Genomic DNA, 23,655 nt, shown 5'->3' with positions numbered 1-23,655 from the left:
ACCGGCGCCGATAAGCGCACGGCTATGCAAATTGGGCCTTTGATGTGGCCCGTGACGGTGGCCTATCCTACTGATGGCTCCGACCGACCACCACTCGGAATCTGTATTTTGCGAAAATGTTGTGGTTATTACTACATTTTCCCTTGAGTGATGCCTTGAAAAAAGGTATTTGTAGCTTAACTTGATAAAAGAACAAACATCATGCCTTCGATTACGGTTGAACCGTGCACCTTCGCCTTGTTCGGCGCCTTGGGCGATCTGGCCCTGCGCAAGCTGTTTCCTGCCCTTTATCACCTGGATGGCGCCGGCCTGCTGCACGAGGACACGCGTATTATCGCGCTGGCCCGTGAAGAGGGCTCCGACCAGCAGCACATGGCATTCATTGCCGCCGAACTGCGTCGCTACGTGGGCAAGGAACTGGACGAGGCCGTGGCCGAGCGCTTTCTGGCGCGCCTGACCTACCTGCACGTCGACTTCCTCAAGGTTGAAGACTACGTGGCGCTGGCTGATCTTGCGGGCACAAAGCAACGCATGATTGCCTACTTCGCCACCCCGGCGGCGGTGTACGGCGCGATCTGCGAGAACCTGGCGAACGTTGGTCTGGCAGAAAACACCCGCGTGGTGCTGGAAAAACCGATCGGCTCCGACCTCGAGTCCTCGCGCAAGGTCAACGACGCCGTGGCGCAGTTCTTCCCGGAGAACCGCACCTACCGCATCGACCACTACCTGGGCAAAGAAACCGTCCAGAACCTGATCGCCCTGCGTTTCGCCAACAGCCTGTTCGAGACTCAGTGGAACCAGCATTACATCTCCCACGTGGAAATCACCGTGGCCGAGAAGGTCGGCATCGAAGGCCGCTGGGGCTATTTCGACAAGGCCGGTCAGCTGCGTGACATGATCCAGAACCACCTGCTGCAACTGCTTTGCCTGATCGCCATGGACCCGCCGGCTGACCTGTCCGCCGACAGCATCCGTGATGAAAAGGTCAAAGTGCTCAAGGCCCTGGCGCCGATCAGCCCGGAAGGCCTGACGACTCAAGTTGTACGCGGCCAGTACATCGCCGGCCACAGTGAAGGCAAATCCGTACCGGGTTACCTGGAAGAGCCGAATTCCAACACCCAGAGCGACACCGAAACCTTCGTCGCCCTGCGTGCCGACATCCGCAACTGGCGCTGGGCCGGCGTGCCGTTCTATCTGCGCACCGGCAAGCGCATGCCGCAGAAACTGTCGCAGATCGTCATCCACTTCAAGGAACCGTCGCACTACATCTTCGCCCCCGAGCAGCGCCTGCAGATCAGCAACAAACTGATCATCCGCCTGCAACCGGACGAAGGTATTTCCTTGCGCGTGATGACCAAGGAGCAAGGCCTGGACAAGGGCATGCAACTGCGCAGCGGCCCACTGCAACTGAATTTTTCCGACACCTGGCGCAGCGCTCGAATCCCCGATGCCTACGAGCGGTTGTTGCTGGAAGTGATGAACGGCAATCAGAACCTGTTTGTCCGTAAAGATGAAATCGAAGCCGCGTGGAAATGGTGTGACCAGTTGATCGCCGGGTGGAAAAAATCCGGTGACGCGCCCAAGCCGTATGCGGCCGGGTCGTGGGGGCCGATGAGCTCCATTGCACTGATCACGCGGGACGGGAGGTCGTGGTATGGCGATATCTGATGTGAAACTGCCCCAGGGCGTGAATGCCCGTGAATTCAAGAGCCCGGTATTGCTCGCCGAAGGCCTGGCGCTGAATGTCGCCAAGCAGTTGAGCGAGGCATTGGCTGCGCGCGGCAACGCCGTGCTGGTGGTGTCCGGCGGTCGCAGTCCGGTGGCGTTTTTCCAGCACCTGGCCAAGCAGGAGCTGGACTGGTCGAAGGTCGTCGTGACCTTGGCCGACGAGCGTTGGGTACCGGTCGAACATGCCGACAGCAACGCCGGACTGCTCAAGCAGTATCTGCTCAAAGGCCCGGCAGCGAAGGCGCAATTCCTCAGCCTTTACAGCGCGGCAGCCAACGTCGAGCAGGCAGCGGAGCAGGCCGATCGGTTGCTCGCCGAGTTGCCGCCCATCGACGTGCTGGTATTGGGCATGGGCGATGACGGTCATACCGCGTCGCTGTTCCCGGACAGCCCGAATCTGACTGAAGCCCTGCAAGCCGATGGCGCCCGTCGTTGCTGGCCGATGCTGGCGCCGAGCGTGCCGCGTCAACGCCTGACCATGAGCCGGGCGCTGCTGGCATCGGCCAAGCACAAGATTCTGTCGATTTCCGGTCAGTCGAAACTGACCACCCTGAATGCCGCACTGGCATCCAACGACGTCGCCGCCATGCCGGTTCGCGCGTTTCTGCAACCTACGTTAGAGATTTACTGGTGCCCATGAGCCAAGGAACAGCCGCTATGACAACCCCATCCCCGACCGTTTCCATGGCGGACAAAGTTGCCCTGATCGACAGCCTCTGCGCCAAGGCGCGGATCCTGCCGGTGATCACCATCGCCCGTGAACAGGACGTGCTGCCGCTGGCTGACGCCCTGGCTGCCGGCGGTCTGACCGCGCTGGAAGTGACCCTGCGTTCGCAGTTCGGCCTCAAGGCGATCCAGATCCTGCGCGAACAGCGCCCGGAACTGGTGACCGGTGCCGGCACCGTGCTCGACCGCAACATGCTGGCCGCGGCCGAAGCCGCCGGTTCGCAATTCATCGTCACCCCGGGCATCACCCGTGATTTGCTGGAAGCCAGCGTCGAAAGCCCGATCCCGCTGCTGCCGGGCATCAGCAATGCCTCCGGCATCATGGAAGGCTATGGCCTGGGTTATCGCCGCTTCAAGCTGTTCCCGGCTGAAGTCAGCGGCGGCGTGGCAGCCATCAAGGCCCTCGGCGGCCCGTTCGGCGAAGTGAAATTCTGCCCGACCGGCGGCGTGGGTCCTGCCAACATCAAGAGCTACATGGCGCTGAAAAACGTTATGTGCGTAGGCGGTAGCTGGATGCTCGATCCGGAGTGGATCAAGAACGGCGACTGGGCCCGCATTCAGGAATGCACCGCCGAGGCGTTGGCGCTGCTGGACTGATGTTTTTCAAATAGTTGCAACCCTACACTTCGTTGTGTGTTCTACGGCTTTAACGGTGCGCTTGGTCGGTGCACCGTTTTTTTTTGCCCGAAACGCCTTCGTTATGTCGAGATACATAGTTACCGCACCTGGCTTCGCGCGGGGCGTTAACCTGCGTTCATCTTATGGAAGAGAGAACGCCTCATGGACAACCAGCCTTCAGCTCCAGCGGTTTATCAACTGGCTCCCGAGCAAGTCGCCGGGCCCTATTTTCGCAATCCCAGACTGTTGCGTCGCAACATCAGCGAAGGGGCCGAGGGCCTGCCGTTGCTGCTGCGCCTGACCATCGTCGATGCCATGACCGCCGAACCGGTGAGCGGTGCCTTGGTGGATATCTGGCACTGCAATGCGCGCGGGTCTTACTCGGGCTGGAGTCGGATCAACCCGGATCTGGCAGTCGACGTCGAGGACATCGGTTCGATCCCGCGAACCGACGATGACACCTACCTGCGTGGCGGCCAGTTCAGCGATCACAAGGGCAGGGTGCGCTTCACCACGATCTATCCGGGGTTTTATGCCGGGCGTGCGTTACATATCCATGTGGCGGTGCGCATCGTTGCCGGCAGCGAATACCTGGATGAGCGCAACGTAGCCTGGGTCGGGCAGCTGTACTTTCCCGAAGTCGTGACACGCTCGGTGCTCAATACCAGGGCCTATCGCGGGCGGGTGTCCGCACCGCTGAACAACTGCCAGGATCACTACTACACCCGGATGGGCGGGGAAGCCTCGACGCTGACAGTCTGGCCGATTGGCCGCGACTCTCACGAGGACGGTTACTTCGGTCACCTCACGATCGGCATCGACACCTTTGCGGTGTCGTCGCAGATCAAGCCCGAGGACTTCGACAAGTACACGGTTTAACGCAGTTCATTCAACGCCAGAATCAGTGACTGAATCTCCGCCGCCGTCGTGGTCAACGACGGCGTGATGCGGATGCACGGCCCGCAGGCCGCGCCGTTGCGCACCACGGTGAACAGGTTGTAGTCGTTGAGCAGGCGGTCGGCCATCGCCTGCTGGTCGTCATGTCGGGTAAAACGCATCGAGGTGATGCCGCAATACAGACGCGGATCGTCCGGCGTGGTGACCTCGATGCCCGGCAGGTTGCGCACGGCGCTGACCCACAGGTTGCGCAGGTAGTTCACCCGTGCGCCCTTGGCCGCGGCGCCACCGAGCGCACGATGCTCCTCGAATACCAGCGGCAGGGTCATCAGCGCGGGAATGTTCGGTGTGCTGTAGGGCGTGCGCGAGCGAATGTCGTTGAGCGGGAAATGCATCTCGCCCATGTCCGGTTCGATGTCGGCCAGACGCTGCGGGGCAATGTAGAGAAAGCCCAGAGTCAGCGGCGAGCCGATCCATTTGTGCAGGTTGTACCCGGCGAAGGCGATGCCCAGCGCCTCCAGATCGAACTCGATCTGGCCGAGGGCATGGGCGCCATCAAGGATGATGTCGACGTCATGCTCCCTGGCCAGCGCGGCGATGGCCTGTACCGGCATCACCAGCCCGGTGCGGTGGGTGACGTGGGTCAGCGCCATCAGCTTGAGCTTCGGGTGACGTATGAAGGCTTCGCGGTAAGTGGCCAGCAGGCTTTCGAAACTGGCCGGGTGAGTGTGCTCGATCTCGATCACTTCGACCCCGCGATGGCGTGCCAGCCAGCGCATGGCGCTCTTGACCGTGTCGTATTCCAGGTCGCAGATCAGCACTTGATCGCCAGGCTCGAGCCGTTTGTAGTTGCGGATCAGCGATTGCAGGCTGGCCGTGGCGTTGTGGGTGAAGGCGATGCTTTGTGCGCGCACGCCGATCATCTCGGCCAGCTGTGCGCGGATGTCGAGGCTGTCGTGCTGTTCGAAACGCTGGCGCACGTACACCGAATTGCTGTTGTTGATCAGCTCGACGTTGCGCTGGTACTCCTCGACCACCGTGCGCGACATGCGTCCGAAGTAGCCGTTTTCCAGGTTCATGGGGCCGGGGTGGCGGTCGTAACGGTCGGCGAAGGTTTGCCAGAAGGCTTCGTCTCGGGCGCGGCGGGTGTTATCGGGCATGGTTGACTCGACTCGGATCAGGGTGACGCCTCAGTGGCGCGGGGCAGGTTTGCCGTGTTTTGCGCGCAACGGTTCAAGCAGCTCCGACAGGCCGTTGTGATCGATTTCCTGCATCAAGGCCAGCAGGCCGCCCAGTTCGCCATGGGGAAATCCTTCCCGGGCGAACCAGTTCAGGTACGGGCCGGGCAGGTCGGCGATGATCCGGCCCTTGTACTTGCCAAAGGGCATTTCGCGGGTGATCAGCAACTCGAGTTTTTCAGGATTCATCAAAGGGATCGTCTTGATTCGAAACAGTCTGGAAAATACAGGCATTCTGCATGCAGGCCAAATGACAGATCATGCAAATAACAGGCATACAGTTTTTCGTTTTGTTTGTAAGTTATTGAAAATCAACAATTAAATTCTTAAGCGAAAGCTGGCACGACCACTGCAACACTCCTTGCATCTTTCACCCACGCAAGGAATTGAAAAATGACTGACATGAATAAAGAAGCCATCTCTGTCCTCAACGACCTGATCGAAACCAGCAAGGACGGTCAGGAAGGGTTCAAGACCTGTGCCGAAGATATCAAGCACCCTGAACTGAAAGCCCTGTTTGCGAAACGCTCCGCCGACTGCGCTACCGCTGCCGCCGAATTGCAGGCGACCGTGCGTTCAATGGGCGGCGATCCGGAAACCTCTACCAGCGTCAGCGGTGATCTGCACCGTCGTTGGGTCGACGTCAAAGCAATGTTCACCGGCAAGGACGAAGAAGCGGTGCTCAACGAAGCCGAGCGCGGTGAAGACCACGCCCTGAAGGCCTATCGTGAAGCGATCGAAAAGATCAACAAGCACAATCTGGTCGGCATTCGTGATCTGGTCGAGCGTCAGTACCACGGCGTGCAACGCAATCACGATCAGGTGAAAGCCCTGCGTAACCAGGCTCGCGCACGCTCGTAAGCCTCACTGAAAAAAACTGTGGGAGCGAGCCTGCTCGCGATGACGGACTGACATTCAACAGTGATGTTGACTGATCTGGCCCTATCGCGAGCAGGCTCGCTCCCACTTTGTTTTTTTGCAGAAAAGATCAGCCGATGCTGATGGCTGGCAAGGTTGGCAGCGTAACGGTCTGCTGCTTGCGCGGTGCCAGGATCTCGGCCTCGCCGTCCACCACCAGTTCATCGCGCTGGTTGAACACGCGAGTAGCAATACGCACGCGGAATTTCGGCAGTTTCTCGAGGATTTCCAGGCGCACGGTCAGGGTGTCGCCGATCTTCACCGGCTTCTGGAAGCTCATCTGCTGGCCGATATAAATGGTGCCCGGTCCAGGCAGCTCGCACGCCACTGCCGCACTGATCAGCGCACCGCTGAACATGCCGTGGGCGATACGCTCCTTGAACATGCTGGCGGCGGCGAACTCGGCGTCCAGGTGCACCGGGTTGTGATCGCCGGACATCGCGGCAAACAGCTGAATGTCGCGTTCCTCGACAGTCTTGCTGTAGCTCGCGGTCTGGCCCACTTCGAGGGCTTCGTAAGGGATGTTGGTAACCTGGGTCATCGGTATCGATTCCTGTGACTGACTAAATGAATCCACAAATAAATTATTCGCTACGGTGCGGACGGGGATGGCTCAGCGCCTGGTCGATCCAGGCCAGCACATCGGCGGTCACTTCGTCGCGGTTGCTCTCGTTGAACAATTCGTGCCGGGCCTGCGGGTAGATCTTCAGTTGCAGGTTCTGACTGCCGGCCGAGCGCAAGGCATTGGCCAGATCAGTCAGACGCTTGCCTTCGCTCACCGGATCACATTCGCCGCCAATCACCAGCAACGGCAGGCCGGGGTCGATCTGGGCGAGATTGGACGCTTTGCTGATTTGCTGCAACCCGCCGAGCAGGTCGATCCACAACTGATTGGTGCAGCGAAAGCCGCACAGCGGATCGGTGGCATATTTGTCGACTTCGACCGGGTCGCGACTCAGCCAGTCGAACCGGGTGCGCGCCGGTTTGAATTTATTGTTGAACGAGCCGAACGACAGCCATTCGATCAGCGCGCTGCGTCCCTTGGCGCCCTGACGCAGTTTTTCGAACCGGGCGATCTGCCGCGCCGCGCGGTACAGCGCAACCGGCTGAAAATTCGAGCCGCTGAGAATCGCGCCGTGAAGGCTGGCACTGTGATGCAGCAGATAAGCCTGGGCAATATAGCTGCCCATGCTGTGCCCGAGCAGCACGATCGGCACGCCGGGATGGCGCTGGCCGATGTGTTGGTTGAGGCTCGCCAGATCACCGACCACCTTGCACCAGCCATCGTCGTCGGCGAAATGTCCGAGTGTCCCATGATCGGCTGTTTTGCCATGGCCGCGCTGATCGGGCGCGTACACACCGTAGCCTTCGGCGCAGAACGAGTCTGCCAGTCGCGCATACCGAGCGCTGTGCTCGGCCATGCCGTGGGCCAGCAGAATCACCGCTTTGAGCGGTGCGTTGGGCAGCCACTGGTTGACGAAGAGGCGGCTGCGGTCATTCGCGTCCAGCCAGAAAGTGTCGTGGATCATGGCGATTCCTTTGCGGCATGCTTTTGCTGCAGGGGCTTGCAGAGATTGCATTGTATAGCGCGTCCGATCAGCTCACGCCACGGCAGGAAGATTCACACGATCAATGAGGACGTCGCTCATATTTGCCTGATTGACCATAGCTGCTAGTGTCCGTGAAGCCCCGCTTTTTGCTCTCGGCTTTTTCACGGATGGAAAGAAATGACAGCGAAGCGGCCCCGGATCGGCTCAGGTAAAGAGGACAAGAACAATGCAACCTGATTTCTGGAATGACAAACGCCCGGCGGGCGTACCCCTGGATATCGACGCGAATGAATTCAAGTCGGTGATCGAGGTGTTCGAGCGTTCCTGCAAGAAATTTGCTGACCGTCCAGCGTTCAGCAACATGGGTGTGACCCTGACCTACGCCGAACTCGAGCGCCAGAGCGCTGCGTTCGCCGGTTATCTGCAAGCCCACACCGATCTGGCGCCGGGGGATCGCATCGCGGTGCAGATGCCCAACGTCCTGCATTATCCGATTGCCGTGTTCGGCGCGCTGCGTGCCGGGCTGATCGTGGTCAATACCAACCCGCTGTACACCGCGCGGGAGATGCGTCACCAGTTCAAGGACTCCGGTGCCCGGGCGCTGGTGTACCTGAACATGTTCGGCCAGAAGGTCCAGGAAGTGCTGCCGGACACCGACATTCAATATCTCATCGAAGCGAAGATGGGCGACCTGATGCCCACCGCCAAGGGCTGGCTGGTCAACACCGTGGTCAGCAAAGTGAAGAAAATGGTCCCGGCGTATTCGCTGCCCCAGGCGATTTCCTTCAAGAGCGCGTTGCGCATGGGCCGGGGCCTGGGCATCAAGCCGCTGAAGGTCGGCCTGGACGACATCGCCGTGCTGCAATACACCGGCGGCACTACCGGCCTGGCCAAGGGCGCGAAGCTGACCCATGGCAACCTGGTGGCGAACATGCAACAGGTGCGCGCCTGCCTCGGTCAGTTCGGCAGCGACGGCCAGCCGCTGTTGCGCGAAGGGCAGGAGGTGATGATCGCGCCGCTGCCGCTTTACCACATCTACGCCTTCACCGCGAATTGCATGTGCATGATGGTGTCCGGCAACCACAACGTATTGATCACCAACCCGCGTGACATCGGCGGCTTCATCAAGGAGCTGAAGAACTGGAAGTTCTCGGCGTTGCTGGGGCTCAACACCCTGTTCGTCGCCCTGATGGACCATCCGGACTTCAAGACCCTGGATTTCTCCACCCTCAAGCTCACCAACTCCGGCGGCACCGCGCTGGTCAAGGCCACCGCCGAGCGCTGGGAGCAGCTCACCGGTTGCCGCATCACCGAAGGCTACGGCCTGACCGAAACCTCGCCGGTGGCCTGCACCAACCCGTACGGCGAGCTGTCGCGAATCGGCACGGTCGGCCTGTCGGTACCCGGTACCTTGTTGAAAGTCATCAACGACGACGGCGCTGAACAGCCTCTGGGCGAGCGCGGCGAACTGTGCATCAAGGGCCCGCAGATCATGAAGGGCTACTGGAACAAACCCGAGGCCACCGCCGAAGTGCTGGATGCCGAGGGCTGGTTCAAGTCCGGCGACATTGCGGTGATCGACCCGGACGGATTCGTGCGCATCGTCGACCGCAAGAAAGACATGATCATCGTCTCGGGTTTCAACGTGTACCCGAACGAGATCGAAGACGTGGTGATGGCCCACCCCAAAGTCGCCAACTGCGCGGTGATCGGCGTCCCGGACGAGCGCTCCGGCGAGGCGGTGAAGCTGTTTGTGGTGGCGCGGGAAACCGGGGTCAGCCTGGAAGAACTGAAGGCCTACTGCAAAGAGAATTTCACCGCGTACAAGGTGCCGAAACACATCGTGCTGCGTGAGTCGTTGCCGATGACGCCTGTCGGGAAAATTCTGCGGCGGGAGTTGCGCGATATCGCATAAACAGACCGCGCCAAGCGAAATCGTCGGATCGCCGCCCGGAGCGGGCTCGCTCCCTCAGGTTCACTGATGACCCTGTGGGAGCGAGCCCGCTCGCGTTTCCAGCCCCCGAAAAACGGGACTTTCAAAGCGTTATAGGATTTTTGCTCTAAAATGACTGCCAATGGTTCTTGAGTCATGAAAATGACTGTAGGGGCCGCTTTTGGCTCTAGTCGACCCTTGGCAAAGCTGCTACTCTCGGCGCGCTTTGTGACTTCTCGGCCTTGTAAAAAGCCAGACTCACCAATAAACAAACACCAATAATAATCGCATCAAATGCGGTGCTGAATTCGCGTTGCTGAGGAGTGGGCTTCCATGATCGAAGACTTTTGGAAGGATAAGTACCCCGCTGGAATTGCTGCCGACATCAATCCAGACGAGTACCCGAATATTCAGGCAGTGTTGAAGCAATCCTGCCAACGCTTCGCCGACAAACCGGCGTTCAGCAACCTGGGCAAGACCATCACCTACGGTGAACTGTACGAATTGTCCGGTGCGTTTGCCGCTTATCTGCAACAGCATACCGACTTGCAGCCCGGTGATCGAATCGCCGTGCAACTGCCCAACGTGTTGCAGTACCCGGTCGCCGTTTTCGGTGCCATCCGCGCCGGCCTGATCGTGGTCAACACCAACCCGCTGTACACCGCGCGGGAAATGGAACACCAGTTCAACGACTCCGGCGCCAAGGCGCTGGTGTGCCTGGCGAACATGGCTCACCTGGCCGAAGCCGTGGTGCCGAAAACCGGGGTCAAACACGTTATCGTCACTGAAGTCGCCGACCTGCTGCCGCCGCTCAAGCGCCTGCTGATCAACAGCGTCATCAAGTACGTGAAGAAAATGGTTCCGGCCTACCACCTGCCCAAAGCCGTCAAGTTCAACGACGTGCTGAGCAAGGGCCAGGGCCAGCCTGTAGCGGAAGCCAATCCGGACAGCGGCGATGTCGCGGTGCTGCAATACACTGGCGGCACCACCGGCGTGGCCAAGGGCGCGATGCTCACCCATCGCAACCTCGTTGCCAACATGCTGCAGTGCAAGGCGCTGATGGGCTCCAACCTCAATGAAGGTTGCGAGATCCTGATCACCCCGCTGCCGCTGTACCACATTTATGCGTTCACCTTTCATTGCATGGCGATGATGCTGATCGGCAACCACAACATCCTGATCAGCAACCCGCGCGACCTGCCGGCGATGGTCAAGGAACTGTCGAAGTGGAAGTTCAGCGGTTTCGTCGGCCTCAACACGCTGTTCGTGGCCCTGTGCAACAACGAAGGTTTCCGCAAGCTGGACTTCTCGGCGTTGAAAGTCACTCTGTCCGGCGGCATGGCTCTGCAACTGGCCGCCGCCGAGCGCTGGAAAGCGGTCACCGGTTGCCCGATCTGCGAAGGTTACGGCATGACCGAAACCAGCCCGGTGGCCACGGTCAACCCGATCCAGAACATCCAGATCGGCACCATCGGCATTCCGGTGCCGTCGACCCTGTGCAAAGTCATCAATGACGCCGGCGTCGAGCAGCCTCTGGGCGAAATCGGCGAGCTGTGCGTCAAGGGCCCGCAAGTGATGAAGGGCTACTGGCAGCGTCAGGAAGCCACCGACGAGATGCTCGACAGCGAAGGCTGGCTGAAGACCGGTGACATCGCGCTGATCCAGCCGGACGGCTACATGCGCATCGTCGATCGCAAGAAAGACATGATCCTGGTCTCCGGTTTCAACGTGTATCCGAACGAACTGGAAGACGTGCTGGCGACCCTGCCGGGCGTTTTGCAGTGTGCGGCCATCGGTATTCCGGACGAGAAGTCGGGCGAGGCGATCAAGATCTTCATCGTCGCCAAGCCAGGCGTCACGCTGACCAAGGAAACGGTGATGGAGCACATGCGCGCCAACGTCACTGGCTACAAGGTGCCACGTTCGGTGGAGTTCCGCGATGCGCTGCCGACCACCAACGTCGGCAAGATCCTGCGTCGCGAACTGCGCGACGAAGAGCTGAAGAAGATCAAGGCGAAGAGCGCCGCATAAAACAAAAAGCCCCGCAGATGCGGGGCTTTTTGTTGGTGCAGGTTGTAGATTTGTAGTGACTGTGAGGTCGCTTTCGCGAGCAAGCCCGCTCCCACATTCAACCGCGTTCCTCCAATTGGAATACAGGCGAATGTGGGAGCGGGCTTGCCCGCGAAGCTTTTTCTGCTATTGGCGGAACGGCGCGAAGTTCACGTTGGTGCCCGCCGGGCGCATGTCCTGCAGGTAAGAATCCTTGTCGGCACTCAGTTCCAGGCTCAGGGCCGCCTTGCGCTTGCCTTCGTTGCGGATCACCAGGCCTTCGAGCTTTTCGCGCAGAAACACGGTCGGCACTTTCAGGTGCAGCAGTTCGTCGGTGGCCGGGGTGTGCATCAACAGGTGAATCCACTCGTACTGACCGATGGCCAGGCGCGACACCGGCAGATCGAACCACCAGATGTTACGGTTGCGGTTCAGTTCGGCGAAGTGGCAGTTGTTGGTGCCGAGCACGGCACCGCCCAGTTCCTGGTTGCGACGGGCGATGGCCTGCTTTTTATCGAGTTTCATAACATTCCTGCGGGATCGGTTCTGTGGCGCCTGGCGCCCTTATGGTGGGCATTCTCGGGGCTACGCTCGCAAACATAAAGCCCAACCTGCACGCCGCGACGAAATGAAGTTCTGAAAATAAATGAAACTTGGCGCAAACGGGGTCAGTCAATCATTACGTACTGACTTTTCCCCTTCAATGCACCAAGGAGAAACACCATGAGTAGCACAGGCGATAAAGTAAAAGGCATGGCCAACGAAGCCGTCGGCAACGTCAAGCAAGGCGTCGGTAAAGCTACCGACAACACCAGGCTGCAAGCCGAAGGCAAACTGCAAGAGAAGAAAGGCGAGGCCCAGCAAGCGGTGGGCAAAGCCAAGGACGCGATCAAGAAAGGCGTCGACAAGGCTTGATCCAGCCTTGAACGAAACACCGAAGCGGCCATCCAAGGATGGCCGTTTTTGTGTGTCGTTCACATGCAGTCACGGATCACAGTGTTTCAGAGTCGCCAAGTAGGCTACTTTGATGAGAGAAAACGGCCCCAGTCGCCACGACTTCAACCTGTTTTGCGGCGAAAGGAGACGCGAATGATTTTCCCCGACATGAAAGGCCTGCCCCTGCACCGGGTCATCGTGCGTACCGTCACCGAGTTCATGGACGACGAGATGTCGACCTATGCCTCGGCACTGGCCTACCAGATGCTGTTCTCGCTGTTCCCGTTCATTCTGTTCCTGATTGCCCTGATCGGTTTCCTGCACCTGCCGGACTTCTTTTCCTGGCTGCGTCTGCAATCGGAGTTGGTGTTGCCGCCCCAGGCGCTGGAGCAGGTCAACCCGGTGATCGATCAGTTGCAACAGTCCAAGGGCGGCCTGCTTTCCGTGGGTATCGTCATCGCCCTGTACACCGCGTCCGCCGGTGTGCGCCTGATGATGAGCGCGATGAATGCGGCCTACGACGTGGTCGAAGGCCGGCCGATCTGGAAGCGCTTCCCTCTGTCGATTTTCTACACCGTCGGCATCGCCGGCATGCTGTTGGCCGCCGCGGCGCTGATGGTGCTGGGGCCTCAGGTGATGGGCTGGATTGCCGGTCAGGTCGGGCTGGAAGATTTCATCGTCACGGTGTGGACCATCGCCCGCTGGCCGGTGATCGTGATCCTGATGATGGTGGCCGTCGCCTTGATCTACTACGTGATGCCCGACGTCAAACAGGAGTTCCGCTTCATCACCCCGGGCTCGGTGCTGGCGGTGGTGGTGTGGATCATCGCCTCCCTGGGTTTCGCGTTCTACGTCAAGACCTTCGCCAACTACAACGCCATGTATGGCAGCATCGGTGCGATCATCGTGCTGTTGCTGTATTTCTATATTTCCTCTGCCGTGTTGTTGCTCGGCGCGGAGATGAATGCGGTGATCGAACACATGTCCAGCGAGGGCAAGGATTCGGGCGAGAAAGTCCCCGGTGAACTCGATGAACATCCCAAACAACACGTTTCCGGTCTCGGGCGCGATCACTCGCTCAAGCCGAACGCAGACGAAGCCTGATCATGATCCGTGAAATCCTGAAGATGGGCGACGAGCGCCTGCTGCGCATTGCCCCGCCGGTGCCGGCCGAGATGTTCGACAGCCCGCAATTGTGGCAACTGATCGACGACATGTTCCAGACCATGGAAAGCGTCGGTGGTGTTGGCCTGGCCGCACCGCAGATCGGCGTCGACCTGCAACTGGTGATCTTCGGCTTCGAGCACAGCGAGCGTTACCCGGACGCCGAAGCCGTGCCGCAGACGATCCTGATCAATCCGCTGATCACGCCGTTGAGCCCGCTGATGGAAGAGGGCTTTGAAGGCTGTCTGTCAGTGCCCGGCCTGCGTGGCGCGGTGGATCGTTATCAACAGATCCGCTACGAGGGTTTCGATCCCAAGGGCGAGCCGATCGTGCGCGTGGCCTCGGGATTCCATGCGCGGGTGGTGCAGCATGAGTGCGATCACCTGATCGGACGGCTGTACCCGTCGCGCATCACCGATTTCAGCAAGTTCGGTTTTACCGAAGTGATGTTCCCGGATCTCGATCCCGACGCCGACGATTGATCAGCCAGTGTGCGGCGCCAGCTCCATGGCAATCATCGGCTTGCTCCGCGCATAACGGCTCAAGCGCTCGGCCATGGCCTGGGGCAGGGCGGGGTCGAAGGTGAAGCCGCGTCGCTCATAGAATTCGCGCAGGTCCGGGTGGCAGAACAGCCACACCGGCGCCTCCACATCTTTCACCGCCGCCGCGATCAATTGCGCAGCGATGCCCTGTTCGCGGCAGGCCGGATCAACGAACAACCCGGTCAGCCAATGCCCGCCGAACACCGGCCGCAGACACAGCGCAGCCACGATTTCCTCCCGCCGCGCCACCCACAATTGCGCCTCGCGCACCGCCTTCATCGACGATTGATGCTGGCGGTAGAACTTGTTCATCAAGGGCCAGGACAGGTCGTCGAGCTGGCTGTAACGGGTGTCGGTCATGAATCGGACTGCCGGTGCAAAAGTCGCGGATTATAAAACAACGTCCTCGCCGGGATAGGTGTATACCTGATCTCACATCCCCTCTGAGTGGAGTACGCATCATGTCCAAAGGTATGGATTCGAAGAAAGCCGCGAAGAAGAAACCGGCCAAGACTGCGATCGAGAAACGCCACGAGAAAAGAGCGAAAAAAGTCGACATTTTTGGCCATTGATCACGCCTTTCGGGAGCCCGGATCCGGGCTCCCGTCTTGTCCTTGAAAGCAGCCCGCAAAATTAATCTGCAAGATTTCCCGATGGTGTTGCACAGAACGATCAGACCCTCGTTCCGAGCCACGCCATGTCCCATTATTTCGACGACGCCCATCGCCAACAGATCGAAGCCCTGCGCCAACGCTTCACCGCCCGTACCGACTGGCCGACCTGGCTGCTGCTGATTGGCGTGTATGCCGGTTGGTTCTGCGTGATGCTCGGCAGCGAATGGCTCGGTCTCTGGTGGAGCACGCTGCTGCTGATTCCGTTGCTGGTGCTGTGGCTGTCGGTGCAGCACGAATTACTCCACGGTCATCCGACGCGCTGGATCTTCTTCAACAAAGTCCTCGGCTACGCGCCATTCGCCGTGTGGTATCCCTACACGCTCTATCGTGACAGCCATTTGCAGCACCATCGCGATGAAGACCTGACGATCCCCGGCCTCGACCCCGAAAGCCGTTACCTGAGCGCCCAGCGCTGGCAGGGCAGTTCGCTGTTCGAACGCAGCCTGCACTGGCTGAACAAGACTGTGCTTGGTCGATTCGTCCTCGGCGCGCCGCTGGCCTTGCTGACGCTGGCCGGTGAAGAACTGCAACGCCTCAAAAGCGGCGAACGGCAGGCCTGGCTGATGTGGCTGACCCACGGTGCCTTGACCGTGCTGATGCTGGTGTTCATTGCCCGTTACAGCGTGTTGCCGGTCTGGCATTACCTGCTGCTGATCAGCATCCCGGCGCTGTCGATTGCGATGGTCCGCTCCTACTATGAGCATCGGCCCCACGCACAACCGCAGCAGCGCACAGTGCTCAATGAAGCCGGATGGCCATGGCGCTGGCTGTTCCTGAACCTTAATTTCCATCTGGTGCACCACGATTTGCCGAAGCTGGCGTGGTATGACTTGCCCAAGGCCTATCGCATGCGCCGGGAGCAATGGGTCGAACGCAGCGGCGGATTTCTGGTACAGGGTTATGGGCAATTGTGGCGCCGGCACGGCATCAAGCCGATCGACAGTCCGCAGCATCCATTCATTTGAGACCACCATGACGTCAGGTTACGCAGAGCTGTTGATGTACATCGCCCCCGAGCCGATCCGCGCGGCGAACGAGCAGTGGCTGGTGCGGATTCTCGAACACCTCGGCCGTTCGCGGCTCGATGCCGAGGGCTTGTCCTTGCTCGAACTCTGGCGCTCGCCCGAGTTGCTGTTGACCCAGACCTGCGGTTACCCGTTGATGACCGCGTTGCGTGGCCAGGTCAGGATTGTCGGCCGTCCGCGCTACGAGTTGCCGGACGCCAGCGCGGGTCATCATTGCAGCCTGATCCTCAGCCGCGCCGATGATCCGCGCCGCAGTCTGGCGGCGTTCTTCGACAGTCGCGGGGTGATCAACAGCGAAGACTCCAACAGCGGCATGAACCTGTTGCGCCAGCGCCTGGCGCCGTTGCAGCGGGACGGGCGGTTTTTCGCTTCGGTGGGTCTTAGTGGCGGACATCGCGAAAGCCTGCGCTGGTTGCGCGAGGACCGCGCCGATCTGGCGGCCATCGACAGTGTGACCTTCGCGTACCTGGCGCAGCACGCCGCTGAAGAGGTCGGCGGATTGCGGGTGGTGGCGCGCAGTGCGTTCAGCCCGACCTTGCCCTTCATCACCGCAGCCAGTACGACGCACGAGCAGATCGAACACCTGCGCCGGGCCATGAATCGCAGCCTTCAAGACCTGCCCGATGTGGTTCGCATCCTCGGTTTGCCCGAAGTATTGCCCGCCAGCGAAAACAATTACCTCGTCCTGCTGGATTATCAGCGCGAGGCCGAAGAACTGGGTTATGGCCGCTTGCGTTAGTGGCTTCTTGTAATGCACTAATGGAATATAAAAATTCTTTTTAAGTATTTTTAACGCATAAGGCACCTTGCTAGGATCGCGCCACCGGACGACCGGACATTCCGCGACCCTTGACCAAGGAGCCCCCATGTCCGGCGCCGACTCATCCCATCGCAATCATGTGAACACGTTGTTTCGCGACCATTACCAGTGGTTGTGCACACGTCTGCGTCGGCAATCGAACGATGCAGCCTGCGCCGAAGACATCGCCGCCGAAACCTTCGCGCAACTGCTCGAAGCGCCGGGCCTGACCGCCATCCGCGAACCCCGCGCCTTGCTCACCACCATCGCCCAACGTTTGTTGTATGAGCGCTGGCGGCGGGGCGATCTGGAGCGTCGGCATCTGAATCAATTGCAACAGGGCGACCTCGATCACGCCCCGTCTCCCGAAGAACTCGCCGATCTGTCGCAGAGCCTCAAGCACCTGGACCGGACACTCCAACGCCTCCCGGGCAAGGTGCGCTCGACCTTTCTGCTGGCCCGCATCGACGGCCTGACCTACCCGCAAATTGCTGCCGAACTGGGCATCTCCCAGCGTTCGGTGAGCCTGTACATGACCCGTTCCCAGGCCCTGTGCAACCGCCACAGCGCCAACCAAACCCTGATTTCCTCCCAGAACAAGAGGTCCGCATGAGATCGATCAAAACCCTGCTCGGCAGTTCGCTGCTGGCCCTGACCCTGACTGCCGGCCACGCCGTGGCAGTGGAAAAAGCCGCGCCGATTCACTTCGGCGACATCACCTGGGAAAGCGGCAGCTTCATCACCGAAGTACTGCGCCTGATCGTTGAAAAAGGTTATGGCTACCCGACCGACACGCTGCCGGGCAGCACCGTCAGCCTGGAAGCGGCGCTGGCGAAAAACGACATTCAAGTGATCGGCGAGGAGTGGGCCGGGCGCAGTCCGGCGTGGGTCAAGGCTGCTGCCGAGGGCAAGGTGTTCGGCCTTGGCGACACGGTGAAGGGCGCTACCGAAGGCTGGTGGGTGCCGGAATACGTGATCAAGGGCGACCCCGAGCGCGGGATCAAACCGCTGGCGCCGGAGCTGAAATCGGTGGCCGACCTGCCGCGCTACAAGGATGTGTTCAAGGATCCGGAAGACCCGAGCCGTGGGCGTTTCCTCAATAGCCCGACCGGCTGGACCTCGGAAATCGTCAACAGCCAGAAGCTCAAGGCCTATGCGCTGAACGACAGTTACGTCAACTTCCGCACCGGTTCCGGCGCGGCGCTGGATGCCGAGGTGGCGTCGTCGATCAAACGCGGCAAACCGGTGCTGTTCTACTACTGGTCGCCGACGCCGCTGCTCGGTCGCTTCAAACTGGTGAAGCTGGAAGAACCGCCGTTCGACGCCGACGCCTGGAAAACCCTGGCCGATGCCAACAACCCCCATCCAAAAGGCACCCGCTCGATGCCGGCGAGCCTAGCAATTGGCGTGTCGGCGCCGTTCAAGGCGCAGTACCCGGAACTGGTGACATTCTTTGAAAAGGTCGACTTGCCGATCGATCTGCTGAACCAGACCCTGGCGGGTATGAGCGAGAAACGTCAGCAGCCACGCCAGGTCGCCGAAGCGTTCCTGCGTGATCAACCGCAAGTGTGGAAGCCTTGGGTGCCGGGTGATGTGGCGAATAAAGTCAGCGGGAGTCTGTAGTACTTTTGCGATAATTGTGTCGTTTCAAAAGTTGCCATTGCGAGTCGGTCGCAATGGCAACCAACCCCCCCCCGCCGCTGAACCGTTTCTTGTCCGCTTTTTGTCCTTATTCCCCGTGGTGCTGGCCGACTAATGGCCTTGCGCAAGGCTTTGCGCTGTCTATGCTCAAACCTAACTAACTATGTCGACCGTCATCCAAAGCGGCTCGACGGCAATCGGTTAGCCACGAACAAAGCTGCCAGAGTGCGCAATCCAAGGCACCGGACACTGAACCGACAAGGAAAATTTTTTTAAATGGAAGTTCTTCTACACGTTAGGAATGGCCCGCCTGCGGGCTATCAAGAGAAGGATGTCTTGATTAAAGCGTCGCTACATGGACTCTTTGATTAATCATCGTTTATCACCTGACAACTTCCTCCTGTGGAGGAAGGCGTGTGCCTGTTCTCTGGAACGTAGTGGTGGATTCTGAAAGACCCGAACTTTCATCAAATCAAAAGAACGCGCGGAAGGTGATAGAGACATGTTCAACCTACATCACAAGGCTGACCTGCAGGAAATCGAGCGCTTCAGCTGTGCCCTGACCGAAACCAACGCGAAGTTGGCGGCGATCAGCCGTTCGATGGCAATGATCGAATTCACCCCCGAGGGCATCGTGCTGGATGCCAATGAGAACTTCTGCAAGACCATGGGTTACAGCGCCGAAGAAGTGCGTGGCAAACATCACCGGATCTTTTGTGAAGAGGCGTTTTACCGCAGCGAGGAATACGCCAAGTTGTGGCGTGACCTGGCCCGTGGCGAACCCATCAGCGGCACTTTCCTGCGCTTGAACAAAAGCGGTCGGGAGATCTGGCTGGAAGCCAGTTACATGCCGGTGTATGGCCCGGACAAACAAGTCCGAAGTGTGATCAAAGTGGCGGCGGACATCACCGCGCGCGTGAACAAGGAAAAGGAAGAAGAAAGCATGCTGGCCGCCATCGGCCGTTCGATGGCGGTGATCGAGTTCACCCCGCAAGGCAATGTAATCACCGCCAACGACAACTTTCTCAAGACCATGCAGTACTCGCTCAACGAAATCGTCGGCCATCACCACAGTCTGTTCTGTCACCGGGTCGAGGCCGAATCCGCGCAGTACAAAGCGTTCTGGGCTTCGCTCAATCGCGGCGAATATCACTCGCACCGCTTCGAGCGCAAGAACAAGTCCGGGCAAACCGTTTACCTCGAAGCTTCTTACAACCCGCTGTTCGACGCCAAGGGCCGGTTGTACAAAGTGGTGAAGTTCGCCAGCGACATCACCCATCAGATGACCACGCTGCAGACCGCCGCGGAATCGGCCCACAGCACCTCGGTACAAAACGACGCCTGCGCGCAAAAAGGCTCACAGGTCGTGCAGCAAACGGTGCAGATCATTCAGGACATTTCCCGCGACCTCAACGAAGCGGCGCTGAGCATCGATGCGGTCAGCAAACAGTCGGACATCATCGGCACCATCGTCCAGACCATTCGCGGGATTGCCGACCAGACCAACCTGCTGGCGCTCAACGCGGCCATCGAAGCAGCGCGGGCCGGTGAGCACGGGCGTGGTTTTGCGGTGGTGGCGGACGAAGTGCGCAGCCTCGCGGCGCGGACCAGTCAGGCGACCCTGGAGATCGTCGATGTGGTGCGCAAGAACCATGAGCTGTCACTGAGCGCAGTGTCGAGCATGCAGTCGAGCCTGAGCCGCACCGGGCTCGGGGTGGAACTGGCGAACGAGGCGGGCGACGCGATCCGGGAGATTCAGCAGGGTTCGCGGCATGTGGTGGATGCGATCAGCCAGTTCAATGAGACGTTGCAGTTGAATTAGATCTGCGAAGGGTGGCAACGCCGCTCGTCTCAAATTCCTGCGGGTCGGCAAGGACTCTGTCAGTTAGCAGAGTCCCTGATTCTGACCGGTTACTTATACGTGCCCTCGAAATCTCCCTCCAACTTGATATTCCGCCCTATCGGATCGTGGTAATAGCCAAAAAACTTAGCGGTTTGATGATCTTGAAGATTATTGACCGTCACCTCTAGTTTCCCGTCAACAGGGTTTCCCAGAAAAGTCATGAAGCCAGGGTGCCCAACACCGACACTGACGTTGTTAACTCCTTCCTGAAGCTCACGACCGTAATCGATTTGCACGAAGCCCTCTGGGCCATAGGCTCGGAAACTACCGACGGTGAACTCGACTTCCGACGAGTTGAAATCTTTGCCAAGGTCTACGCCATTGAAAAAACTTTTCGCGTTGAAATGACCTTCAAAAATATTTTTTTTCATTTTCGAACTCCTGTTCAGCGTTAATGATCATGTGGCCATAACAAAACCACGCGATCGATTAAGGGACAGAGTTCTGATGATGGCAACTGTCAGATCTGACAGGTAAAACACTGAATCGGATGAGTGGTTAAAATAGATGCGGGATTTACTCTGGAGAGGAAATAGACAGCGTTCGACTGAAAGCTGTCTACGGACGTTAAAGCGAGGCGAGAAACTTGTCCGCCATCTTGTCGCTGTCCTTGACCTCGTTAGGGTTCGCTTTATCGGACTGCGCCAGCTTCATCTTGTCCTGCAGGCGATCGGCGATCTCTTTGCCGATGGCCAGTTGTTTCTCCGGCGGCATGGCTTTGATGTCGTCCTCGGTCAGGCCCATTTCCTGAAGGATACTGTCGCGCAGACGCTGTTCCGGCGTTTTGCTCATGTAGTCCTTGAACTCGTCCAGGGCCGATGAGCCTGTGGATTTGCTCGGCGAAGTATCGGAGGTTTGCAGGGCGACACGGGTCTTGGCGAATGCTTCGTCGACGTTGTCGCTGATGCGGGTGGCTTCGCCGACTTGCCGGGTCGCCAGTTGGGTGGCCGATTCCTGCACTTTGGCGGTGGCTTCGGCGGTTTGCGCCTGGGCCTGGTTTTGCAGGGTCTGCAGCATCGCGCCGTGCAGGCCGCCTTGCAGACCGGCCGCTGCCGTGGCGGTTGCATCGTCATTCAGCGGCTTGGGCAGGTGAATGATTTGCTGTTGTTTTGCACTGACCAACATGATGAAAGGACCTGTAGGTAATGACTGTCAGTCCTGGACAGCAAATACCGTGCCTTTCGAGTAAGTCCTTTTATTTCAATGGCTTGTTGTTTCGCGTGAGCCAGCGAAGCGGTCATCCCTTGCCGGTGGGCGGCAGAGGATGACCGTTGTCCGTTAGCGATGGGCGATGTTTTCCAGTGCGAGGTTGCGGGTGCGGGGGCCGAAGTAGCCGATGGTCAGCATCACGATCAGCATGCTGGCGACGATGAACGCCAGTACGCCCGGCGTGCCGAAGTGGTCGAGGAACAAACCGATCAGCAGGCTGCTGAACACCGTCGACAAGCGACTGAACGAATAGCAGAACCCCACGGCCCGGGCGCGGATGTTGGTGGGGAACAGTTCGCTCTGATAGGAGTGATAACTGAAGCTCAGCCAGGCGTTGCAGAAGGTGATCATCACCCCGCAGAAGATCAGGCCGAAGGCGCTGGTCTGCAACGCGAACAAGGTGCCGAAGCTCATGGCGCCGAGGGCCGAGCCGACGATCTGCCACTTGTTCTCGAAGCGGTTGGCGAATTTGACGAACAGCAACGGCCCGAGCGGGTAGGCGAGGGTGATGATGAACGCGTACATCAGGCTGTGAGTGACGCTGACACCCTGACCGGAAAGCAGCGCCGGCAGCCAGTTGCCGAAGCCGAAAAAGCCGATGGCCTGGAAGATGTGGAAGACGATCAGCATCAACGCGCGGCGGCGATAGGGCGGTTGCCAGATATCGGCGAAACGGCCCTTGCCTTCGACGTCCACTGCCACGGCTTCCGGTGCGTCCAGTGGTTGACGGTAATCTTTCTCGCAGCGCGCCTCGATGCCGTCGAGAATCCGGTTCGCCTCATCGAAACGGCCATGCTGGGCCAGCCAGCGCGGCGACTCCGGCAGACGTTTGCGCAGCCACCAGATGAACAGCGCAAACACTGCGCTGGCCAACACCACCCAACGCCAGCCGGACACCCCGAACGGCGCCTGCGGCACCAGCCACCAGGACATCAACGCCACTGCTGGCACCGACAGGAACTGCACGAAAAACGCGAAAGCGAACGCCGAACTGCGCATGCGCTTGGGCACCAGTTCCGAGAGGTAGGCGTCGATGGTCACCAGTTCGATGCCGAGACCGATGCCCACCAGAAAACGCATGCAGATGATCCCCAGTGCCGAACTCTGCACGCCCATCAAAACTGTGGCGACGGTGTACCAGACCAGCGCGAAGGTGAAGATCGCCCGCCGCCCGAAACGGTCCGCCATCGGGCTCAGCAGGCTGGCACCGAGAAACAGTCCGAGGAACGTCGCCGAGGCGAACGCAGCCTGATCGGAGAACCCGAACACGCCCTGATTGCCGGTGGCGAAAATGCCGTCGCGGATCAGGCCGGGGCTGATGTAGGCGGTCTGGAACAGGTCGTAGAGTTCGAAGAAACCACCGATCGACAGCAGCGCCACCAGCCGCCAGATCGTGGCGACTGCCGGGAGGCGGTCGATGCGGGCGGAAATCTCGGCGGCGCGTATCGGGTCGATGCCGTCGCGTTGCGCGGCGGGGGCGTTTGCAGTCATGGGCTGATCCATTTTTTATTGATGGAAAAGCTTAGCCTGCTATCGGAAATCAAGGATTGTTTATATCGGCGGTTGGCGAGGGAAAACCGCCGATTTCTTGCAATATCCGCTTACCAATTAACGATTTATGTCGCGGGCTGCGGATCCGGCAGCGCAGACGCTGGCAAGCCGAACACCTTATCGAACAACCAGTTGAACGCGAAGGTGTAGCAAGGGATAAACACGATCAGCGCCAGATCCAGCAAAAAGGCCTGCACCAGACTGATGTTCATCCACCACGCGATCAGGGGAATCAGGAACACGATCAGCGTCAGTTGAAATCCGACGGCGTGGGCGATACGGCGTTTGACCGTGCGGGTGCGTGACACCTGACGGCTTTCCCAACGCTCGAACAGCGAGGTGTAGATGAAGTTCCAGGTCACGGCGATGGTGGTGATGATCACCGCCAGCGGGCCGGTGCTGCCGGGCGAAGTGCCGGACAACAGGGCCAGGCCGAGGGCCGAGAAGGTCATGCCGATCACTTCATAGAGCGACACATAAACCAGTTTGCGTTTGACGCCTTGCATGGGGAATTGCCTCTTTCTTGCGACTTGTGGCCAGTGGGGCTGGCGAAG

General features: G+C 59.4%; 25 protein-coding genes and 1 pseudogene. 16 read left to right on the top strand and 10 right to left on the bottom strand.

Features of this window, described 5'->3' with window-relative positions; translation table 11 throughout:
- The first annotated feature begins 201 nt into the window (after positions 1–201).
- From zwf to ACSPX5_RS16810, 4 genes are all read left to right on the top strand, one after another.
- Complete coding sequence (gene zwf / locus ACSPX5_RS16825; protein ID WP_439819947.1) at positions 202–1,668, top strand: glucose-6-phosphate dehydrogenase; 1,467 nt, start codon at positions 202–204, stop codon at positions 1,666–1,668.
- Positions 1,655–2,368 (top strand): 6-phosphogluconolactonase, encoded by a 714-nt coding sequence (pgl, locus tag ACSPX5_RS16820; protein ID WP_439819946.1) that lies wholly within the window; start codon positions 1,655–1,657, stop codon positions 2,366–2,368. Before zwf ends, pgl begins: the two co-directional genes overlap by 14 nt.
- Positions 2,369–2,385: 17 nt before the next feature.
- Positions 2,386–3,051 (top strand): bifunctional 4-hydroxy-2-oxoglutarate aldolase/2-dehydro-3-deoxy-phosphogluconate aldolase, encoded by a 666-nt coding sequence (locus tag ACSPX5_RS16815; protein ID WP_011335602.1) that lies wholly within the window; start codon positions 2,386–2,388, stop codon positions 3,049–3,051.
- A 183-nt stretch (positions 3,052–3,234) separates the two neighbouring features.
- Positions 3,235–3,951, top strand: coding sequence for an intradiol ring-cleavage dioxygenase (locus ACSPX5_RS16810; RefSeq protein ID WP_169431594.1), 717 nt, complete (start codon positions 3,235–3,237; stop codon positions 3,949–3,951).
- Here the strand turns inward: ACSPX5_RS16810 and ACSPX5_RS16805 are convergent.
- The gene (locus ACSPX5_RS16805) at positions 3,948–5,129 is read right to left on the bottom strand and encodes an aminotransferase class V-fold PLP-dependent enzyme (protein WP_439819945.1); all 1,182 of its coding nucleotides are present in this window, start codon (positions 5,127–5,129) and stop codon (positions 3,948–3,950) included. The two genes, ACSPX5_RS16810 and ACSPX5_RS16805, sit on opposite strands and share 4 nt — an antisense overlap.
- Positions 5,130–5,159: 30 nt before the next feature.
- Complete coding sequence (locus ACSPX5_RS16800; RefSeq protein ID WP_003213031.1) at positions 5,160–5,396, bottom strand: DUF3820 family protein; 237 nt, start codon at positions 5,394–5,396, stop codon at positions 5,160–5,162.
- A 204-nt stretch (positions 5,397–5,600) separates the two neighbouring features.
- Here ACSPX5_RS16800 and ACSPX5_RS16795 point away from each other — a divergent pair, with 204 nt between their 5' ends.
- Positions 5,601–6,068, top strand: a complete 468-nt coding sequence (locus tag ACSPX5_RS16795; protein ID WP_025112834.1) for a ferritin-like domain-containing protein — start codon at positions 5,601–5,603, stop codon at positions 6,066–6,068.
- A 127-nt stretch (positions 6,069–6,195) separates the two neighbouring features.
- On the opposite strand, the gene ACSPX5_RS16790 is transcribed toward ACSPX5_RS16795, so the two are convergent.
- Together ACSPX5_RS16790 and ACSPX5_RS16785 are read right to left on the bottom strand one after the other, a co-directional pair.
- On the bottom strand, positions 6,196–6,666 hold the full coding sequence (locus tag ACSPX5_RS16790) for a MaoC family dehydratase (RefSeq protein WP_003227420.1): 471 nt from the start codon (positions 6,664–6,666) through the stop codon (positions 6,196–6,198).
- A 43-nt stretch (positions 6,667–6,709) separates the two neighbouring features.
- Positions 6,710–7,654 (bottom strand): alpha/beta hydrolase, encoded by a 945-nt coding sequence (locus ACSPX5_RS16785; RefSeq protein WP_207866996.1) that lies wholly within the window; start codon positions 7,652–7,654, stop codon positions 6,710–6,712.
- 247 nt (positions 7,655–7,901) lie between these two features.
- Here ACSPX5_RS16785 and fadD2 point away from each other — a divergent pair, with 247 nt between their 5' ends.
- Together fadD2 and fadD1 are read left to right on the top strand one after the other, a co-directional pair.
- On the top strand, positions 7,902–9,590 hold the full coding sequence (gene fadD2 / locus ACSPX5_RS16780) for a long-chain-fatty-acid--CoA ligase FadD2 (protein WP_439819944.1): 1,689 nt from the start codon (positions 7,902–7,904) through the stop codon (positions 9,588–9,590).
- 351 nt (positions 9,591–9,941) lie between these two features.
- Complete coding sequence (gene fadD1, locus ACSPX5_RS16775; RefSeq protein WP_169431590.1) at positions 9,942–11,639, top strand: long-chain-fatty-acid--CoA ligase FadD1; 1,698 nt, start codon at positions 9,942–9,944, stop codon at positions 11,637–11,639.
- Between the two features lie 165 nt (positions 11,640–11,804).
- On the opposite strand, the gene ACSPX5_RS16770 is transcribed toward fadD1, so the two are convergent.
- Positions 11,805–12,182, bottom strand: a complete 378-nt coding sequence (locus tag ACSPX5_RS16770; RefSeq protein ID WP_007951149.1) for a hypothetical protein — start codon at positions 12,180–12,182, stop codon at positions 11,805–11,807.
- Positions 12,183–12,380: 198 nt separating this feature from the next.
- Between ACSPX5_RS16770 and ACSPX5_RS16765 the strand changes: the two genes are divergently transcribed.
- From ACSPX5_RS16765 to def, 3 genes are all read left to right on the top strand, one after another.
- Entirely contained in the window at positions 12,381–12,572 is a 192-nt protein-coding gene (locus ACSPX5_RS16765) for a CsbD family protein (RefSeq protein ID WP_065259333.1), read from the top strand.
- 174 nt (positions 12,573–12,746) lie between these two features.
- Complete coding sequence (locus ACSPX5_RS16760) at positions 12,747–13,697, top strand: YihY/virulence factor BrkB family protein (protein ID WP_207866998.1); 951 nt, start codon at positions 12,747–12,749, stop codon at positions 13,695–13,697.
- A 2-nt stretch (positions 13,698–13,699) separates the two neighbouring features.
- On the top strand, positions 13,700–14,239 hold the full coding sequence (def, locus tag ACSPX5_RS16755) for a peptide deformylase (protein ID WP_169431588.1): 540 nt from the start codon (positions 13,700–13,702) through the stop codon (positions 14,237–14,239).
- Here def and ACSPX5_RS16750 read toward each other — a convergent pair whose 3' ends face one another.
- Positions 14,240–14,659 (bottom strand): GNAT family N-acetyltransferase, encoded by a 420-nt coding sequence (locus ACSPX5_RS16750; RefSeq protein WP_439819943.1) that lies wholly within the window; start codon positions 14,657–14,659, stop codon positions 14,240–14,242.
- Between the two features lie 337 nt (positions 14,660–14,996).
- Here ACSPX5_RS16750 and ACSPX5_RS16745 point away from each other — a divergent pair, with 337 nt between their 5' ends.
- The 6 genes and pseudogenes from ACSPX5_RS16745 (at position 14,997) to ACSPX5_RS16720 (ending at position 20,260) form a co-directional block, all read left to right on the top strand.
- Positions 14,997–15,938 carry a fatty acid desaturase gene (locus ACSPX5_RS16745; protein WP_439819942.1) on the top strand — a complete coding sequence of 314 codons (942 nt, stop codon included), beginning with the start codon at positions 14,997–14,999 and terminating at the stop codon, positions 15,936–15,938.
- 7 nt (positions 15,939–15,945) lie between these two features.
- The gene (locus tag ACSPX5_RS16740; protein ID WP_439819941.1) at positions 15,946–16,737 is read left to right on the top strand and encodes a phosphate/phosphite/phosphonate ABC transporter substrate-binding protein; all 792 of its coding nucleotides are present in this window, start codon (positions 15,946–15,948) and stop codon (positions 16,735–16,737) included.
- A gap of 127 nt (positions 16,738–16,864) precedes the next feature.
- Positions 16,865–17,410 carry a sigma-70 family RNA polymerase sigma factor gene (locus tag ACSPX5_RS16735; protein ID WP_439819940.1) on the top strand — a complete coding sequence of 182 codons (546 nt, stop codon included), beginning with the start codon at positions 16,865–16,867 and terminating at the stop codon, positions 17,408–17,410.
- Positions 17,407–18,420, top strand: coding sequence for an ABC transporter substrate-binding protein (locus ACSPX5_RS16730; RefSeq protein WP_207867003.1), 1,014 nt, complete (start codon positions 17,407–17,409; stop codon positions 18,418–18,420). Before ACSPX5_RS16735 ends, ACSPX5_RS16730 begins: the two co-directional genes overlap by 4 nt.
- A 520-nt stretch (positions 18,421–18,940) precedes the next feature.
- A pseudogene (locus ACSPX5_RS16725) lies at positions 18,941–19,711 on the top strand (PAS domain-containing protein); the annotation flags it as partial.
- A gap of 9 nt (positions 19,712–19,720) precedes the next feature.
- On the top strand, positions 19,721–20,260 hold the full coding sequence (locus ACSPX5_RS16720) for a methyl-accepting chemotaxis protein (protein ID WP_371320920.1): 540 nt from the start codon (positions 19,721–19,723) through the stop codon (positions 20,258–20,260).
- Between the two features lie 89 nt (positions 20,261–20,349).
- Here ACSPX5_RS16720 and ACSPX5_RS16715 read toward each other — a convergent pair whose 3' ends face one another.
- The 4 genes from ACSPX5_RS16715 to ACSPX5_RS16700 all read right to left on the bottom strand — a co-directional run bounded on the left by ACSPX5_RS16715 (position 20,350) and on the right by ACSPX5_RS16700 (position 23,607).
- Positions 20,350–20,712, bottom strand: a complete 363-nt coding sequence (locus ACSPX5_RS16715; protein WP_323160676.1) for a hypothetical protein — start codon at positions 20,710–20,712, stop codon at positions 20,350–20,352.
- 196 nt (positions 20,713–20,908) lie between these two features.
- Positions 20,909–21,466, bottom strand: coding sequence for a hypothetical protein (locus tag ACSPX5_RS16710; protein ID WP_439819939.1), 558 nt, complete (start codon positions 21,464–21,466; stop codon positions 20,909–20,911).
- 153 nt (positions 21,467–21,619) lie between these two features.
- Positions 21,620–23,041, bottom strand: a complete 1,422-nt coding sequence (locus tag ACSPX5_RS16705; protein WP_439819938.1) for an MFS transporter — start codon at positions 23,039–23,041, stop codon at positions 21,620–21,622.
- Positions 23,042–23,166: 125 nt separating this feature from the next.
- Entirely contained in the window at positions 23,167–23,607 is a 441-nt protein-coding gene (locus ACSPX5_RS16700; protein WP_064598890.1) for a PACE efflux transporter, read from the bottom strand.
- Between the last annotated feature and the right edge of the window lie 48 nt (positions 23,608–23,655).

It is taken from the genome of Pseudomonas sp. HLG18, assembly GCF_051903985.1.
Lineage (GTDB): Bacteria > Pseudomonadota > Gammaproteobacteria > Pseudomonadales > Pseudomonadaceae > Aquipseudomonas > Aquipseudomonas fluorescens_BT.
Note: the sequence above shows the minus strand (reverse complement) of the source record. Positions and strands in the feature narration are given on the sequence as shown.

Bases quoted from the DNA above. Each gene is read 5' to 3' on its own strand.
- ACSPX5_RS16815 (WP_011335602.1), top strand. From the start codon at position 2,386: ATGACAACCCCATCCCCGACCGTTTCCATGGCGGACAAAGTTGCCCTG.
- pgl (WP_439819946.1), top strand. From the start codon at position 1,655: ATGGCGATATCTGATGTGAAACTGCCCCAGGGCGTGAATGCCCGTGAA.
- def (WP_169431588.1), top strand. From the start codon at position 13,700: ATGATCCGTGAAATCCTGAAGATGGGCGACGAGCGCCTGCTGCGCATT.
- ACSPX5_RS16800 (WP_003213031.1), bottom strand. From the start codon at position 5,396: ATGAATCCTGAAAAACTCGAGTTGCTGATCACCCGCGAAATGCCCTTT.
- ACSPX5_RS16745 (WP_439819942.1), top strand. From the start codon at position 14,997: ATGTCCCATTATTTCGACGACGCCCATCGCCAACAGATCGAAGCCCTG.
- ACSPX5_RS16735 (WP_439819940.1), top strand. From the start codon at position 16,865: ATGTCCGGCGCCGACTCATCCCATCGCAATCATGTGAACACGTTGTTT.
- zwf (WP_439819947.1), top strand. From the start codon at position 202: ATGCCTTCGATTACGGTTGAACCGTGCACCTTCGCCTTGTTCGGCGCC.
- ACSPX5_RS16770 (WP_007951149.1), bottom strand. From the start codon at position 12,182: ATGAAACTCGATAAAAAGCAGGCCATCGCCCGTCGCAACCAGGAACTG.
- ACSPX5_RS16705 (WP_439819938.1), bottom strand. From the start codon at position 23,041: ATGACTGCAAACGCCCCCGCCGCGCAACGCGACGGCATCGACCCGATA.
- ACSPX5_RS16760 (WP_207866998.1), top strand. From the start codon at position 12,747: ATGATTTTCCCCGACATGAAAGGCCTGCCCCTGCACCGGGTCATCGTG.
- fadD1 (WP_169431590.1), top strand. From the start codon at position 9,942: ATGATCGAAGACTTTTGGAAGGATAAGTACCCCGCTGGAATTGCTGCC.
- ACSPX5_RS16740 (WP_439819941.1), top strand. From the start codon at position 15,946: ATGACGTCAGGTTACGCAGAGCTGTTGATGTACATCGCCCCCGAGCCG.
- ACSPX5_RS16810 (WP_169431594.1), top strand. From the start codon at position 3,235: ATGGACAACCAGCCTTCAGCTCCAGCGGTTTATCAACTGGCTCCCGAG.
- ACSPX5_RS16785 (WP_207866996.1), bottom strand. From the start codon at position 7,654: ATGATCCACGACACTTTCTGGCTGGACGCGAATGACCGCAGCCGCCTC.
- ACSPX5_RS16710 (WP_439819939.1), bottom strand. From the start codon at position 21,466: ATGTTGGTCAGTGCAAAACAACAGCAAATCATTCACCTGCCCAAGCCG.
- ACSPX5_RS16795 (WP_025112834.1), top strand. From the start codon at position 5,601: ATGACTGACATGAATAAAGAAGCCATCTCTGTCCTCAACGACCTGATC.
- ACSPX5_RS16790 (WP_003227420.1), bottom strand. From the start codon at position 6,666: ATGACCCAGGTTACCAACATCCCTTACGAAGCCCTCGAAGTGGGCCAG.
- fadD2 (WP_439819944.1), top strand. From the start codon at position 7,902: ATGCAACCTGATTTCTGGAATGACAAACGCCCGGCGGGCGTACCCCTG.
- ACSPX5_RS16805 (WP_439819945.1), bottom strand. From the start codon at position 5,129: ATGCCCGATAACACCCGCCGCGCCCGAGACGAAGCCTTCTGGCAAACC.
- ACSPX5_RS16720 (WP_371320920.1), top strand. From the start codon at position 19,721: ATGACCACGCTGCAGACCGCCGCGGAATCGGCCCACAGCACCTCGGTA.
- ACSPX5_RS16730 (WP_207867003.1), top strand. From the start codon at position 17,407: ATGAGATCGATCAAAACCCTGCTCGGCAGTTCGCTGCTGGCCCTGACC.
- ACSPX5_RS16750 (WP_439819943.1), bottom strand. From the start codon at position 14,659: ATGACCGACACCCGTTACAGCCAGCTCGACGACCTGTCCTGGCCCTTG.
- ACSPX5_RS16700 (WP_064598890.1), bottom strand. From the start codon at position 23,607: ATGCAAGGCGTCAAACGCAAACTGGTTTATGTGTCGCTCTATGAAGTG.
- ACSPX5_RS16765 (WP_065259333.1), top strand. From the start codon at position 12,381: ATGAGTAGCACAGGCGATAAAGTAAAAGGCATGGCCAACGAAGCCGTC.
- ACSPX5_RS16715 (WP_323160676.1), bottom strand. From the start codon at position 20,712: ATGAAAAAAAATATTTTTGAAGGTCATTTCAACGCGAAAAGTTTTTTC.